At 70.9% G+C, this 14,889-nt stretch carries 13 protein-coding genes; 8 read left to right on the top strand and 5 right to left on the bottom strand.

The window, feature by feature from the left end; all coding sequences use genetic code 11:
• Position 1: 1 nt before the first annotated feature.
• Positions 2 to 973, bottom strand: coding sequence for a DUF3616 domain-containing protein (locus ACBJ32_RS17910; RefSeq protein ID WP_375127680.1), 972 nt, complete (start codon positions 971 to 973; stop codon positions 2 to 4).
• A gap of 167 nt (positions 974 to 1,140) precedes the next feature.
• On the opposite strand from ACBJ32_RS17910, the gene ACBJ32_RS17905 reads away from it, so the two are divergent.
• From ACBJ32_RS17905 to ACBJ32_RS17885, 5 genes are all read left to right on the top strand, one after another.
• Positions 1,141 to 1,950 carry a hypothetical protein gene (locus ACBJ32_RS17905; RefSeq protein WP_375127679.1) on the top strand — a complete coding sequence of 270 codons (810 nt, stop codon included), beginning with the start codon at positions 1,141 to 1,143 and terminating at the stop codon, positions 1,948 to 1,950.
• A gap of 37 nt (positions 1,951 to 1,987) precedes the next feature.
• Positions 1,988 to 3,940, top strand: coding sequence for an ATP-dependent zinc metalloprotease FtsH (gene ftsH, locus ACBJ32_RS17900; protein WP_375127678.1), 1,953 nt, complete (start codon positions 1,988 to 1,990; stop codon positions 3,938 to 3,940).
• A gap of 69 nt (positions 3,941 to 4,009) precedes the next feature.
• A complete protein-coding gene (locus ACBJ32_RS17895) occupies positions 4,010 to 4,621 on the top strand; it encodes a DUF937 domain-containing protein (protein WP_375127677.1) in 612 nt (203 codons plus the stop codon).
• Positions 4,622 to 4,637: 16 nt separating this feature from the next.
• A complete protein-coding gene (locus tag ACBJ32_RS17890) occupies positions 4,638 to 5,219 on the top strand; it encodes a Maf family protein (protein WP_375127676.1) in 582 nt (193 codons plus the stop codon).
• A gap of 10 nt (positions 5,220 to 5,229) precedes the next feature.
• On the top strand, positions 5,230 to 5,964 hold the full coding sequence (locus tag ACBJ32_RS17885) for an EI24 domain-containing protein (RefSeq protein WP_357867362.1): 735 nt from the start codon (positions 5,230 to 5,232) through the stop codon (positions 5,962 to 5,964).
• Here ACBJ32_RS17885 and ACBJ32_RS17880 read toward each other — a convergent pair.
• Entirely contained in the window at positions 5,961 to 6,968 is a 1,008-nt protein-coding gene (locus ACBJ32_RS17880) for an RNA polymerase sigma-70 factor (protein WP_375127675.1), read from the bottom strand. The genes ACBJ32_RS17885 and ACBJ32_RS17880 overlap by 4 nt on opposite strands.
• 259 nt (positions 6,969 to 7,227) lie before the next feature.
• Here ACBJ32_RS17880 and ACBJ32_RS17875 point away from each other — a divergent pair, with 259 nt between their 5' ends.
• Together ACBJ32_RS17875 and ACBJ32_RS17870 are read left to right on the top strand one after the other, a co-directional pair.
• On the top strand, positions 7,228 to 7,995 hold the full coding sequence (locus tag ACBJ32_RS17875) for an SDR family oxidoreductase (protein WP_375127674.1): 768 nt from the start codon (positions 7,228 to 7,230) through the stop codon (positions 7,993 to 7,995).
• Positions 7,996 to 8,676: 681 nt separating this feature from the next.
• A complete protein-coding gene (locus tag ACBJ32_RS17870; RefSeq protein WP_375127673.1) occupies positions 8,677 to 10,014 on the top strand; it encodes a DUF4192 family protein in 1,338 nt (445 codons plus the stop codon).
• Positions 10,015 to 10,202: 188 nt separating this feature from the next.
• Here the strand turns inward: ACBJ32_RS17870 and ACBJ32_RS17865 are convergent, their stop codons facing one another.
• Positions 10,203 to 10,547, bottom strand: coding sequence for a hypothetical protein (locus ACBJ32_RS17865; RefSeq protein ID WP_043630044.1), 345 nt, complete (start codon positions 10,545 to 10,547; stop codon positions 10,203 to 10,205).
• A gap of 133 nt (positions 10,548 to 10,680) precedes the next feature.
• On the opposite strand from ACBJ32_RS17865, the gene ACBJ32_RS17860 reads away from it, so the two are divergent.
• Entirely contained in the window at positions 10,681 to 11,277 is a 597-nt protein-coding gene (locus ACBJ32_RS17860) for a DUF1707 and DUF4870 domain-containing protein (RefSeq protein WP_357867374.1), read from the top strand.
• A 623-nt stretch (positions 11,278 to 11,900) separates the two neighbouring features.
• On the opposite strand, the gene ACBJ32_RS17855 is transcribed toward ACBJ32_RS17860, so the two are convergent.
• Both ACBJ32_RS17855 and ACBJ32_RS17850 read right to left on the bottom strand, forming a co-directional pair.
• Complete coding sequence (locus ACBJ32_RS17855) at positions 11,901 to 12,911, bottom strand: septal ring lytic transglycosylase RlpA family protein (protein ID WP_375127672.1); 1,011 nt, start codon at positions 12,909 to 12,911, stop codon at positions 11,901 to 11,903.
• A 248-nt stretch (positions 12,912 to 13,159) separates the two neighbouring features.
• Positions 13,160 to 14,683, bottom strand: coding sequence for an ATP-dependent DNA ligase (locus ACBJ32_RS17850; protein WP_375127671.1), 1,524 nt, complete (start codon positions 14,681 to 14,683; stop codon positions 13,160 to 13,162).
• Between the last annotated feature and the right edge of the window lie 206 nt (positions 14,684 to 14,889).

Here is a 14,889-nt window from a genome sequence, read left to right as displayed (position 1 = left end):
ATCAGAGGGTGAAGACGTCCGCGAGCACGCCGCCCGCCGGGGTGATCCTGGCGGGCGACGGGCTGTCGTAGACCACGATGAGCCGGCCGTCCGACATCCGCGCCAGCCCTTCCGGGTGGTCGCAGCCGACGCCGTACGGCAGCTCCAGCACGGTCTCCAGCTCGTCGGCGGGGACGACGCCGTGGCGCTTGTCACCGGGCCGCCAGCGCACCACCCGTACGGGGCCGTCGAGGTCCATGGTGGGCCCCGCCAGGAGCAGCAGCGCGTTCCCGTCCGGGCACATGTCGCGCACGCCGAGCCCGCCCAGGTTCAGGAAGTGCTTGCGGTACGGCTCGCTCAGCCGCAGCCGCCCCTTGCCCGCGTCCTCGACGCGCAGCTCGAGCACCACCGCCCAGCCGCGCAGGACGGGGCCGCGCAGGCCCACGTAGACGCGGTCCGGCGTGACGACGATGCCCTCGACGTCGAACCCGTTGTCCTTGCCCGGCAGGGCCAGGAACGGCGCGAGGTGCGGATCGTCCCTGAGGTGCGCGGTGAGGCTGTGGGCGCCCGACAGGACCGAGCCCCGCAGGGGCAGCTCGGTGCGGGGGTCCAGGGGGAGCCGGGCCAGGATGAAGCGGTTCTCCTCCCTGATCACCGTGGCCAGCCGTTCGGCGCCCTTCTCCGGGTCCTTGGACTTGACCTTCCTGCGCTTCAGGCTGTGCGAGCCGACCAGCCAGAGGTACCCGTTCGCCCGGGCCAGGCCCTCGATGTCCGCCTCGTCCTGCGGTCCGGCGGGCAGGGCGATGTAGTCGGCCAGCATGAACGTGCGCTGGTCGCCGTAGTGGTCACCGGTCCACGTCAGGTGCTCGAAGGAGGCGGTCTCGTCGCCGGCCACCCAGAGGCCGGTGGTGCTCTGCCGGATGGCGGAGAGATTCGTGTGCGTCTGGGCCGCTCGCGAGGCGTGGTCGAATCGCAGCTCAACCTGTTCCACCACGCCATGATTGCACTTCGGTAGCTTCCGGAGCGCGATGGCGGGATATGTCGTACGCTCCCGTCGTGCTCCATGGGGAAGATGAGATCAAGGGTTCCCGAGTGAGAACGGTCGAAAAGCGTGGGATCCCGACTTCTCCGCCCAGACGCTCCCGCATCGGCGATCTGCGCATGCGGGTGGTGTACCGGGGGCTGGCCGTGGCCGCCGCCGCCGCGGTCGTCGCCGTGGCGGTGGTCGTGGTGCTCCCGTCAGAGCCGGACGAGGTCGTGGCGGGGCCGGTAACCGCGCCGCCGACCGCGCCGCCCTCGTCCGGCTCCGCACCGTCCCCCGGCGCGTCCCCCAGTGCGTCTCCCAGTGTGTCTCCCGCCGCCTCGACGACCCCGGCGGCGGCGTCGTCCTCCGCTCCCCGGGGGACGCCGAGCCCCGGCGTCTCGCTGTCGCCCGGTTACACGGCCATGGAGGCCCTGTACGCCGACCCGCGCGTCCCCCGGCTCACCCGCGGGGTGAAGCGCATGGCCGCGCGCTCCCCGGGCAGGCGCTTCGTCCAGGACACGCGGACGGGGCTGGCCGTGGTGAAGCTGCCGAGGCCGTGGAAGTCGTACGGGGCGGCGCCGTTCACCACCAAGCAGGTGCTGCCCAAGCAGCGCGGCACGAGCCTGCGCGGCATGTTCGTCACCTGCCCGCTGCCGATCATGGAGCAGGAGTCGCCGCGCGACACGGCCCTGCTGGCCGCCCGCTGGACGCTCAACCACCATCCCAGGGGCTCCAGGATCACGTGGCTGGCCTCGCAGCCCGTCGGGCGCGGCTGGATGCTCGTCTACCGCGTCACCTACGGCAAGCGCACGTCACGCGCCGCGGTCGTGGTGGTGGACGGGGGAATGAGCAAACCAGGTCTTGCGTTCGTAACAGTGCCTGACTCGCAGCGCAAGCAGTGGCGTGATATCGGCCGCGTGGCCTCAGGGGTGCGTGTTCTAGGCTAGAAAGATCATAAATGCGGCGATATTGGGGAGTGACGCCGTGGAACGCTCTGGATCGCCGCAGGCCTCGAACAAGGGCAAGGGCAAGCCGCCCTGGCGCTCGGAGGGCCTGCCGGGCACGCCCGGAGGCAAGCCCAAGATCAACTGGTGGCGTTTCATCGTCACCCTGCTCGTCGTCTACGCGGGCTTCTTCGTCGTGTCGTCGTTCGTCGACAGCGGCTCGGTGGAGACGATCTCGTACACCGAGTTCACCAAGCAGGTGAACTCCAAGAACGTCAAGGACATCTACGCCCAGGGCCTGTCGGTCGAGGGCGACCTGAGGTCGGCGGCGAAGAACCCGGAGAGCGGCGAGCAGTACACGAAGTTCGCCACCGAGATCCCGGCGTTCGCCAACACCGACCAGCTCGACCAGCAGCTCGCCACCGGCCAGGTCGAGATCACCTCGCAGCCGATCACCCGGGGCTTCTTCTCCAACCTGTTGCTGTCGCTGCTCCCCGTACTGCTGCTGGCCGGCCTGTGGATCTGGATCATGCGGCGCGGCGCCAGCATGATGGGCGGCGGCCTGGGCGGGCTCGGCAAGTCCAAGGCGGCCAAGCCGGTCGAGGCCGCGAAGGTGCGCGTCACGTTCGAGGACGTCGCGGGCATCGACGAGGTCGAGAACGAGCTCGTCGAGATCGTCGACTACCTCAAGGACCCCGGCAAGTACCGCAAGCTGGGTGCGAAGCTGCCCAAGGGCGTGCTGCTGGCGGGGCCTCCCGGCACCGGCAAGACGCTGCTGGCCAGGGCGGTGGCCGGTGAGGCCAAGGTGCCGTACTTCTCGGCCAGCGCCTCCGAGTTCATCGAGATGATCGTCGGTGTGGGCGCCTCGCGGGTGCGCGACCTGTTCGAGGAGGCGCGCAAGGTGGCGCCGTCGATCGTGTTCATCGACGAGATCGACGCCATCGGCCGCGCCAGGGGCGGCGCTGGCGGCATCGGCGGCCACGACGAGCGCGAGCAGACGCTGAACCAGATCCTCACCGAGATGGACGGCTTCTCCGGGGCCGAGGGCGTGATCGTCATCGGGGCCACGAACCGGCCCGAGATCCTCGACCCGGCGCTGCTGCGTCCCGGGCGCTTCGACCGTACGGTGCAGGTGGGCCTGCCCGACGCGGCCGGGCGCGCGGCGATCCTGGCCGTGCACACGCGCGGCGTGCCGCTCGACGGCGAGGTCAGCGCCGAGCAGATCGCCAAGACCACCCCCGGCATGACGGGCGCCGACCTGGCGAACCTGGTCAACGAGGCCGCCCTGCTCGCCGCCAAGCGCGGCAAGGAGAAGGTCACTTCGGCCGACTTCGCCGACGCGCTGGAGAAGCTGCAGCTCGGCGCGGCGCGCAGCATCGTCATGCCGGAGGAGGAGCGCACCAGGACCGCCTTCCACGAGGCCGGTCACGCGCTGCTCGGCATGCTCCAGCCGGGCGCCGACCCGGTCAGGAAGATCTCGATCATCCCGCGCGGCCGGGCGCTCGGCGTCACGCTGTCCACGCCCGACACCGACCGGTACGCCTACGACGAGCAGTACCTGCGCGGGCGCATCACCGGCGCGCTGGGCGGCATGGCGGCCGAGCAGGTCGTGTACGGCGTCATCACCACCGGCGCGGAGAACGACCTGGAGCAGGTCACCATGATCGCTCGCGGCATGGTGGGCCGGTGGGGCATGTCGGAGAAGGTCGGGCCGCTGACCATCCTGCCCAACGACGGCCAGCAGCCGCAGGCCTCGCCCGTCACGCTCGCCATGGTGGACGAGGAGGCGCGGCGGATCGTGGACGAGTGCTACGAGCGCGCCGTCCGCATCCTCACCGAGAACCGCGACAAGCTGGACGCGATCGTGACGGCTCTGCTGGAGCACGAGACGCTCGACGAGGCCGGTGCGTACGCGGCCGCGGGTCTCCCCACGGCGGCCGAGAACCGCCCTGCGGCGGCCTCCCCGGTCCCGGCGCACTTTTCCGATAATTAGGACAATTCGGACGTTCCTCCGGGCCCGGCGAGGGCAGGTCACCCGAGACAGACTGATCGGGGGACCGTCGTGACACTTAATGACGAGCTTCTCGCCGGACTCGGAGACCAAGGAGTGGAACAGATCGCCGGCATGCTCGGCACGGACACACTGACCGCCCGCAAGGTCATCGAGGCCGTGTCCGGCACCATCGTCGGCGGTATGGCCCGCAACGCCACCCATCCGGACGGCGCCGACGCCCTGCGCGGGGCCCTGGACGACCACATGGACGCGGACCCGTTCAACGGCGACGTGGCCTCGCTGACCCGCGACGGGCACAGCATCCTCGGCCACGTGCTCGGCGGGCAGGGCACGGAGCAGGCGGCGGCGCGGCTCTCGCAGCTCGCCGGGGTCAACTCCGCGACCATCATGAAGCTGCTGCCGCTCATCGCACCCATGATCATGTCGCTGCTGGCCAACCGGGCAGCCAGCCGCGACATGGACGCCGGCGCCGTGGCCGACGACCTGAGCCGCGAGGAGTCGGCCATCCCCGGCGGGCTCGGGGAGCTGCTCGGCAGCCTGCTGGCCAGCATCTTCGGCGGCACGACGGTGCCACGGCAGGCGGGGCCCTACGACCCGTACCACGATCCCATGCGCAGCGAGCGGGAGGTGGCCCCGGGCAGGTCGAACCCCGACTGGTGACCGGTAGGCTGAGCCAGTGATCGTCTTGGCCTCTGCTTCCCCCGCCCGCCTCGCCCTGCTGCGCAGCGCAGGTCTCGACCCGAAGGTGATCGTCAGCGGGGTCGACGAGGACGCCTACTCCGCCCACTCGCCGGCCGCGCTCAGCAAGGTGCTGGCCACGGCCAAGGCCGAGGCGGTCGCGAGCGGGCTCGAAGAAGGGCTGGTCATCGGCTGCGACTCGATCCTGGAGCTCGACGGGCGCCCGTACGGCAAGCCCGCCACCCGCGAGGAGACGATCGAGCGCTGGCGCCTCATGCGGGGCCGCACCGGCCGCCTCGTCACCGGCCACTGCGTGATCGACGTGGCGGCCGGCCGCCAGGTGTCCGAGGTCGCCACCACGGTCGTGCGCTTCGGCCAGCCCTCCGAGGAGGAGATCGCCGCCTACGCCGGCACCGACGAGCCGCTCGGCCTGGCGGGGGCGTTCAGCATCGAGGGGCGCGGCGGCTGGTTCGTCGAGGGCATCGAGGGCGACCACGGCAACGTGCTGGGCATCTCGCTCCCGCTGGTGCGCGAGCTGTTCGCCGACCTGGGCTACGCGGTCACGTCGTTCTGGCGCTAGCCTGCCGGGCATGCGATCAGTGCGCGACTTCACGGCCGGTGTCGGCTTCTTCTTCCAAGGGTTCGGATGGGTCGCCAGGAACACCCGGTGGTGGCTGTTCGGGCTGATCCCCGCGTTGGTCGCGTTCGCGCTCTACGCCGGGGTGCTGGTCTTTCTCGGGACGAACGCATCCGCCGTGGCCGAGTTCCTGACGCCGTTCGCCGACTCGTGGAGCTGGCGGGAGCTGTTCAGGACGCTGGTGGGCATCGCGCTGTTCATCGGCGGGCTGGTGCTGGCGGTGCTGACGTTCGCGGCGCTGACGCTGGCCATCGGGGAGCCGTTCTACGAGAAGTTGTCGGCGGCGGTGGACGTGCTGGAGACCGAGCACGAGCAGCCCTGGTGGCGCACGCTGCCCCGGTCGATCCGTGACAGCCTGGTGACGCTCTTCTTCGTGCTGCTGTTCACGATTCCGCTGTTCTTCCTGGGGTTCGTGCCGGTGGTCGGGCAGACGGTGGTGCCGGTGCTGGGCGCCCTCGTGTCCGGATTTTTCCTGACAGTCGAGCTCACCACGCTCGCCCTCGAACGCCGCGGCCTGGCCCGCAAGCAGCGCTTCGCCCTTCTGCGCGCCAACAAGGCCAGCGCGCTGGGATTCGGGGTGGTGGTGTTCCTGCTGTTCCTGGTGCCCTTCGTGGCCGTCATCGCGATGCCGGCCGCGGTGGCGGGAGCCGCCCTGCTCGTACGGACCCGGCTGGCCCCGGTCTCCTAGACCTCTCCGGAACGGTTCCCGGCTCCTGGCCTCTCTGGAGTGGGACGCCCGCCAGCGGGTGGTTCATGGCTGTTCTCGCCGGTCGCGGGCCGGCGGCGGGCCTGGTTCGCCTCGCGGACGACCGCCCAGGCGTCCGCGACGGGCCCCAGATGCCCGAGCTTGTCGGGGTTGATCACCGCACGGATCGTCTGGACCTGCCCGTCGAGGATGTCCACCGCCAGGGTGTTGACGACCCTGCCGTCCCGGTCGCGGAAGATCGCGCCCGGCTGGCCGTTCATCTCGCGTGACTCCACGACGCCGCCGATCCGTACGAACGGCGCGACGATCGAGGCCAGCACCCGGGCCACGTTCTCGGCGCCGAACACGCCATTGCCCCACAGCGGCGCCTTGCCCCCGCTGTCGCCGACCATCCGAACGTCGGCGGCCAGCAGCTCCCGCAGCCCGTCCACGTCCCCCTCCCGGAAGGCGTCGAAGAACCGTTCGGCGAGTGCCTGCCGCTCCCGGCGATCAGCCTCGAACCGGGCGCGGCCCGCGTCCATGTGGCGGCGCGCCCGCACCGCGAGCTGGCGGCACGCCGCCTCCGAACGCCCCACCGCCGACGCCACCTCACCGAAGCCGAACCCGAACACCTCCCGCAGCACGAAGACCGCGCGTTCGAGCGGGCTCAGCCGCTCCAGCAGCAGCAGGGCCGCCATCGACACCGAATCGGCCAGCTCCGCCGACCGCTCCGGATCCTCGTACGGGTCGGCCAGCAGCGGCTCGGGGAACCACTGCCCCGCATACTCCTCCCGCCGGACGCGCGCCGAGCGCAGCACGTCGATCGCGATCCTGGACACCGTGGCCGCCAGGAACCCCTTGGCCGACGCGGGCTGCGCCGGGAAGGCCTCGTAACGCAGCCAGGTCTCCTGCACCGCGTCCTCGGCCTCGCTCACGCTGCCGAGAATCCGGTAGGCGATCGAGAACAGCAACGGCCGCAGCTCCTCGAACTCCTCGGCCCGGGTCACGCCCGCTCCTCCTCGACGTTCTGCGCGACGACGTGGGGAACCCCGCACACCCGCATGACCATCACCTTCCCGACGTACGTGTCTGTCTCCGCTATCCGAGACGAGACAGCCGCGCCTTCTGTGACACGGGGCATCCCGTCCTCTGCCCGGACACCTCCTCACGCGGAGCGCGGGAGGGCGGCCCGTTGCGCCCATGTCACAGAACGGCCGGGCTATCTCGTCCCGGGGGAGACCGACTCTCACTGACAGGAGCTTGATCGTGAACGAGCACTCCACACACCAGAAGGTGGCGTTGATCACCGGGGCGAACAAGGGGATCGGCCGCGCGGCCGCCGAGCAGCTGGCCGCGCTGGGCATGACGGTTCTGATCGGCGCCAGAGACCCGCGGCGCGGGGAGGAGGCCGCGGCGGCGGTGCGGGCGACGGGCGGCGACGCCCACGCGCTCACCCTGGACGTCACCGACCCGGCCACCATCGCGCAGGCCGCGAGCTGGATCGGGGAACGCTTCGGCCACCTGGACGTGCTGATCAACAACGCCGGCATCACCGGCTCCGGGCAGGTCTCGCCCCAGGACGCCGTCGACCAGATCCCCAGCACCGTCGATCTCGACATGGTCCGGGCGGTGTTCGAGACCAACGTCTTCGGGGTGATCGCGCTGACCAACGCCATGCTCCCGCTGCTGCGGCGCTCACCGGCGCCACGCATCGTCAACGTCAGCAGCGGCGGCGGCTCCCTGGCCATCGCCGCCGACCCGGACGGCCCGCTGACGGCCCTGCCGACGTCGGCCGCGTACACGCCCTCCAAGACGGCGCTGAACTCGCTGACCGTGCAGTACGCCAATGAGCTGCGCAAGGACGGCATCCTGGTCAACGCCGCCGCCCCGGGCTACGTCGCCACCGACATCAACAACCACAGCGGGTTCCTCACCCCCGCCCAGGGCGCCACGGTGCTGGTGCGCCTGGCCACGCTGGACGCGGACGGACCGACCGCCGGCTTCTTCAGCGCCGAGGGGCCGGTGCCGTGGTGAACGGGGAGGCGGGCGGGGCGACCGCCTGACCGGCTCGATCAGGATCCCATGGCCTGCTGCCGGCTCGCCCGCGTCCGCGAGCCGGGGCTCCCCGAAAGCTCCATTGCCCTGCTTTCCCCGCCCGGCACCGGCCCGTAGGAGGTGGGGCAATGACGGCATGGTCAATTCAGCGGAGCCGCACGCGAGAACCGAGCTGCACCACTTCGCGAGAACCGAGCTGCACCACTTCGCGAGAACCGAGCTGCACCACTTCGCGAGAACCGAGCTACACCACTTCGCGGGACATGATCCTCGCCCGCGCCTGCGGCCACGCTTGCCCGGCCGGTGCGGCCGCTTGCCCGGGCCTGCGGCCACACCGGCCGGGCCCGCGGGCGGGAACGGTCGCAGGCCGGCCCTCTCCCCGCCGCGGCCTGGTGTCCTCCAAGCTCCGCGGCACCGCTTCGCTGTGCGGAAACCCCGCCGTATCCGGGCACCGCCAGCTGCGCCATCATGCGCTGGTGATCGATCGGCGGCGTGACGCGTCCTTGCCGCACGCGCATCCTCATCGGCGGATCACCGTCGCAGCGGCGGCAGGGCGCAGTCAACCGTTCATCCACAACCCGCTCGATCCCTCGTCACCGTTATCCACAGAACACAGCCCAGCGCCGTTCCGGCCTCTCGAAACCCGGCACGCTCTGGGCCATGACGAGCAACCGCCCCACCCCCGCTCCCGACCACCCGCACGCCGCCCCTTCCGCCCGCAGGGCCGCTGCCAACCCGCACGCCGCCCCTGCCGTCGGCGCGCTTCCCGGCAACCCCCACATCACCACCAGCCCGCCCGCACCCCCGTCCCTGGGCACGCCGGAAACAGCCAGCCCGATGTCCACGCGGCTACCAACGCAGCTGTCCGGGCAGCCCGCCACGCCGGCGCCCCTCTCCCAGCCCACGCCTTCGCCCTCACCCGCTCCCTTCACCGAAGAGCCTTGCCTCACCCTGACCAGCCCCACCGATGTCCTGGCCGCCGTGCCCTACCTCGTCGGATTCCATCCCACCGCCAGCCTCATCGTCGTGGGCCTGGCCCAGGGGCAGGCGAAGATGGTGGCCAGATGGAGCCTGCCGTTCCCGCCGGGCACGCTCGACGCGATGTCACCCCTGTTCGGCCGCGAGAACATCACGGAGATCGTCATCGTCGGCTACGGCCCGGGAGATCTGGTCACTCCGGCAGTCGACGAGGCCAGGCGGCTGGCGGCCAAGGACGGGGTCCATGTGGGCGAGGCGCTGCGGGCTCACGAGGGCCGCTACTGGTCGTACGTCTGCAGCATGGCGACGTGCTGCCCGGCGGAGGGCACCCCGTACGACCTGTCCACGAGCCAGATCGCCGCCGAGGCCACGGTACGCGGCCTGGTGGCCCTTCCCAACAGAGAGGCCCTGGAGCGCACGCTGGCTCCGGTCACCGGTCCCGTACGGATGGCGATGCGCCGAGCCACGTCAGCGGCGATCGCGGACTTCCAGGCCCGGATCACGACCGCCACAGACCTGAACGCCTTCGCCGAGCAGTACGTGTCCGAAGCCCTGGCCAGGGTCCGTTCGGCGCTGGAGACCCATTCCGACGGCGGCCGCCTCAACGACGCGGAAGCGGCGAGGCTGGGCCTGGACTTGACGATCATGAGGGTCCGCGACGAGGCGTGGACCCTGATGGACGACTCCCACGCCCTGCTCTGGAAGGACCTGACCCGCAGGCTGGAGCCGCGCTTCACGCCACCGGTCGCGTCACTGCTGGCGATGGCGGCCTGGCGTTCGGGAAACAGCGTCCAGGCCACCATCGCCCTCGAACGCGCCCTGACCGTCGACCCCTGCTACTCGATGGCCAACCTCCTCATGCACGCTCTCCACAACCTGCTCTCCCCGGCCATCCTCCGCGGCCGCCTCCCGACCCCGGCCGAGCTGGACGAAACCATGGGCCCGGCCTGCGCCTCCTGGCTGCTCCCCCTGATCAACCTCCTCGCCGAGGAGGAGGACCCGCCCGTGGCGCTCGACTGACGAAGGAGAGACGCGCGGACTCCCTGACGGCGAAAGGCTCCGTGCTCGCCTGAAGCAGAGTGCCCGTGCCCGTGCCTGAGGCGTCGTGCCGTGCTCAGCCTGGAAGGGACTGCACGCCAGGCCGGGGAAGGAGCAGAAGCTCCTGGGTCAGCGGGAGCGATACGGTGACGGCGGGGAAGGAGGGGAGGTCAAAGGCTGCCTTCTTCCTTCCTGCGACGCTCGTTGTACGCACGCATCCGCTGCGGGTACCCGGTGAGCTGAACGTCGTAGACAGGTAAGGCAAGATCACGGGCGACCTTGTGGATCACAGCCGGCGAGCCGACCCTGCGCCTGGTCCACTCGCCGTCGTCGGCCACCGCCACAGCTGTCGTATCGGTGGCAAAAGTCTCTGGCTCGACGTAGAACTCGACACCGCGCCGCGAACGGGCAAAGGCGATAAGCGCCTCGATGTCGGCGTCTGTCGCCTCTCGGTCGAACTTCGCGATCTTGCGGCCGCGCAGTCGACGAATGCCGTAGCGGTCTCGCCATCTCATGAATCCTTTTTATACCGTCTGGAGCCCTTGCGTCGGGGATGATCTCGGGGACGAATCCGGGATTCTCCCGATGGCACCGGAGGTACCCAGGACGCAGTATGTGAGGTGACCGTTCGATTTCCTAAGGAGAGGCATGGCGATTATGGCTGGGGTACCGAAAACCCCCGGGCCGGGACAGGTGCCGCCAGCTCATCTGCGCGTCACCAACCAGGACCGAGAGAACGTGGTCGAGCACGTCAAAGCCGCATACGCGGAAGGCCGCTTCGACAAGCTCGAATTCGACGACCGGCTGGAGCGCGCCATGACGGCGCGCACGCACGGCGACCTGGTGCCCATCATGACCGAGCTGTACGGCTCGCAAGCCGTGCCCAGGGCCGCCGCCGCGCTGCCACATGCGGCGTCCCCGACGGGTATGGCGGAGAGCAACGAGCGTCTCGGCGGAGCCCTCGCCCATGCGCTGCCGATCGTCGGCTTCCCGATCCTCGGCCCGCTGCTCCTGCTGCTCACCGGCGGCAAGACCTCGCCCTACATTCGCAAGCACGCGCTCGAGGCACTCAACTTCCAGATCACGGTCGTAGGTGCCTCGGTATTGCTGCCGCTGACCGTCGTCGGTGTCGTGCTGGTGCCGTTCATCTGGGTCGCGGCGCTGATCCTCGCCATCGTCGGCGGCGTCTCGGCGCTGTCGGAGGGCAATTTCCGCTACCCCATGACCATCCGCCTGGTGAAGTGACGGCCGGAGCCAGACCGCAATGCCTCATTCCGCCCTGCGGAGGCCCGCTCTTGAAGATGTCCATGGCCTCCGGCGGGGCGGAGCGCATTGCGCCCGCCTACCGATGACGGCCGGCTTGCCGCGTTGCACGCCTCCGGTGGTGAAGGCGGGAGAGCAGTTGCTGAGTCGGGGTTCGATTCCGGCAGGCGACGTTCACCCGTCGGCCCTCGACTGTCGGCTCTCGGCACCCGGCCGACGATGAGCAACGAGACCTTGAGGGCCGGGGGCGGAGAGCCGCGAGCCTGAGGCGAGGGAGCGGGGGAGAGCAAGAGGCGCGAGCCGGTGAAGATGGGCCAAGGGTGGCGGCGAGAGCGAGGCCGAGAGACGAAGTCCGGGGGCGAGCGGGGCCGGGAGGCCGAGGGCAGAGAAACGAAGTCCGGGGGGCGAGCGGGGCCGGGAGGCGGGGGCAGAGAGACGAGGGGCCGGGGCGAGCGGGGGCCGGGAGGCCGAGGGCCGAGAGCCGGCGGCCATGGGCCTTGGGCTCGGGTGAGGGCCGGGCCACGGCTGTGACCTCCGGCCGGGGCTTGGGCACAGCACAGGGAGTTCCGGCACTTCGGCGAACCCGCAGGTGAGCGCCGTCCGGACTAGCGGCCCAGCACCTCGTACTTGACCCGCATCACGCCCGCGCCGATGTTGCCGATGGCGGCGAAGGCGGCCTTGGACAGGTCCAGGCAGCGCCCCCCGATGTACGGGCCGCGGTCGTTGATGCGGACCGTTACGGACTCGCCGTTGTTCGGGTTGGTGACGCGTACCTTGCTGCCCAGCGGGAGGGTCTTGTGGGCGGCGGTCATGGCGGCGGGGTTGAAGCGTTCGCCGCTGGCCGTCATCTGAGGGTCGCCGTAGTAGGAGGCGCCGCAGTTGCCGGAGGACAGGACGCGGTACTTCGGCTTCGTGGTCTCCGCCTTCGCCGTCTCGGTCTTGACCTTCGACTCCGGCGGATTGGCAGGCGCCTCGGCGGGCCGCGAGGTCCTGGCGGATCGCGGGGTCTCGGCGGGCCGTGAGGTTTCGGCGGATCGCGACGTTTCGGTGGATCGTGAGGGCTCGGTGGGGCGGGAGGAAGCCTCGGAGGGCTGCGGGGACTGCGCGGCGGCAGGCGCGCCGGGCTGCGGGGACTGGACGGCGTTCGGCTGGGCCGCCGCCGCGGCAGGAGGCTTGGAAGCCGAGGACGAGGCGGACTTCGGGGAGGGCGGGGTGAGGGCCGTCGTCCGGGTGGGGGAGCCGTCGTTGCCGATGGCGGCCCAGGCTGTGGTGGAGGCGGCCGCGAGGACGGCCGCGCCGATCGCGACGGTGGTCCAACGGCGCTTGCTCGCAGTGGCCTTGTGGCCCTGAGCAGCAGACTGCCTACGGTCCTGGGCGGACGGGTTACGGTCCCGGCCCTGGGCGGGTCGCTTGCGGTCCTGTGCGGATGGGTTGCGATCCGGGTCCTGAGGGGACGGGTTGCGGTCCGGGTCCTGAGCGGACGGGCTGCGGTGCTGTGCGGACGGGTTGCGGTCCGGGCCCTGTGCGGATGGGTTGCGGTCCTGTGCAGGCGGCTCATGGCTCTGGGGGAACGGCTGGCGGTCCTGGCGCGACGGCTTGCGGCTGTGCTGGCCCAAGGTAAACCACGGTCCTAGGTAGGGGATAGGGCAGGGAAAGGCCTGGGCCGTGAGGGGTGGGGGCGTGCGGCGGCCGATCCCGCTGCGGGTGGGGATCCCGCGCGATGGGCACGAACATATGCGACAAAGAGCAGGTAAAGGCAACTTAATGGGACATCCAGTGAAATTTCTCACTTATGTCGCACGGGGTGCCTCGAAGGCCGACCATACGCCGTGCATTTGATCGTTTCGGGAGAACGCGGAAACGATCAGAGCATCAGGGAGCGCACCGTCTCGACGGTGTCGGCGTCCTCGACGCGCTTGTCCGGCCGGTACCGCAGGACCCGGGCGAAGCGCAGCGCCATGCCTCCCGGATAGCGGGGTGAGCGCTGCACCCCGTCGAAGGCGATCTCCACGACCAGCTCCGGCCGCAGCCGCACCGTCCACGCGTCCGTCGGCCCCTCGGCCAGCTCCAGGAAGCGCTCGGTCTGCCAGGCCAGCAGCTCGTCCGTCAGCCCCTTGAACGTCTTACCGAGCATCACGAACCCGCCCTCGGGGTCGCGGGCCCCCAGGTGCAGGTTGGAGAGCTTGCCCTCGCGCCGGCCGTGCCCCCACTCGGCCGCCAGGACCACCAGGTCGAGCGTGTGACGCGGCTTGACCTTGATCCAGCCCGCCCCGCGCCGGCCCGCCGCGTACGGGGAGGCGAGCGACTTGACCACGAGGCCCTCGTGACCGGCCTTGACGACGTCGATGAAGAACTTCTCGGCCTCGGCGACCTCCCCCGTCACCAACCGGGGTGTCAGCAGGCCCTGCGGGACCGTGCGGGCCAGGGCCTCCTGGCGTTCGGCGTAGGGCAGGTCGAGCAGGTCGGCGCCGTCCACGCGCAGCGCGTCGAAGAAGAACACGCTCAGCGGCGTCTGCGAGCGCAGCGCGGCCACGTTCGTCTTGCTGGAGACGCGGCTCGCCGTCACCTGGAACGGATGCGGCCGCCCGTCGGGCCGCAGCGCGATCACCTCGCCGTCGAGCACGAGGTCGCCGCACGGCATCTCCAGCACCGCCTCGACCAGCTCGGGGACCTGTGGCGTGATGTCGTCGAGCGTGCGGGTGAACACCCGCACCTCCGAGCCGGAGCGGTGGGCCTGGACGCGTACGCCGTCGAGCTTCCACTCCAGCGCCGCCGGCGCGCCGGCCTTCTCCAGCGCCGCGGCCACGTTCGGCGCGCTGCCCGCCAGCATGGGCGCGACCGCCCGCCCCACCTCCAGCCGGAACGCGTGCAGCGCCGCCACCCCGCCGCTCAGCGCGGCGGCCCCGACGGCCGGGAGCCAGCCGCGCAGCGTCAGCGCGCGGCGGACGTCCGCCGACGGCGCGCCGGACGCCTTGGCGACCGCCTCGATCATGACGCCGTCGAGCGCGCCCTGGCGCAGCTCGCCGTGCAGCAGCCGCCGCATGAACTGCTGCTCCTGGCTGGTCAGCCCGGCGAACAGCTCGGCCACCAGCGCCTTGCGCGCGGCCTGCGAGCCGGGCCCCGACACGGCCTTGATCCGGCTCAGCAACCGGTCGACGTCGGTGAGCGTGGCGGTGGCGGCCAGCTTGGGCTGCGGGATGTCCTCCAGCGTGCGCCAGCCCACGCCCACCTGCCGCTGGGGCAGCTCGCCCGACAGGTAGGAGATCGCGATCTCCGCCTCGTCCGGCCCGACCCGGCCCAGCAGCTCCGCCAGGTGACCCACCTTGCCGAGCCTCGCGGACGTGCGCGTCACCGCCTCGGACACCCGGACCACGTCGATCAGAAGCACACGCCTATGGTGCCTTACGTCGGCGACATTTCCCCACTTGATAACGGCATATCCACGCAATGTGTCGATAACGGGGGAAGGCGCCGGGCCACCAGGGCACCGACGCCTCACTGCGCCAGGTCGTGCCGTCGGCACGCCCAAACCATGCTGCCGGCAGGCCCGCGCCTTACCGCGCCGAGTCGTGCCGACGGACGCCTGCGCCTCAC

The sequence above is a fragment of the Nonomuraea sp. GTA35 genome, from assembly GCF_041950525.1.
GTDB lineage: Bacteria > Actinomycetota > Actinomycetes > Streptosporangiales > Streptosporangiaceae > Nonomuraea.
The sequence above is the reverse complement of the archived record's forward strand: the minus strand, read 5'-3'. Positions and strand labels throughout refer to the sequence as shown.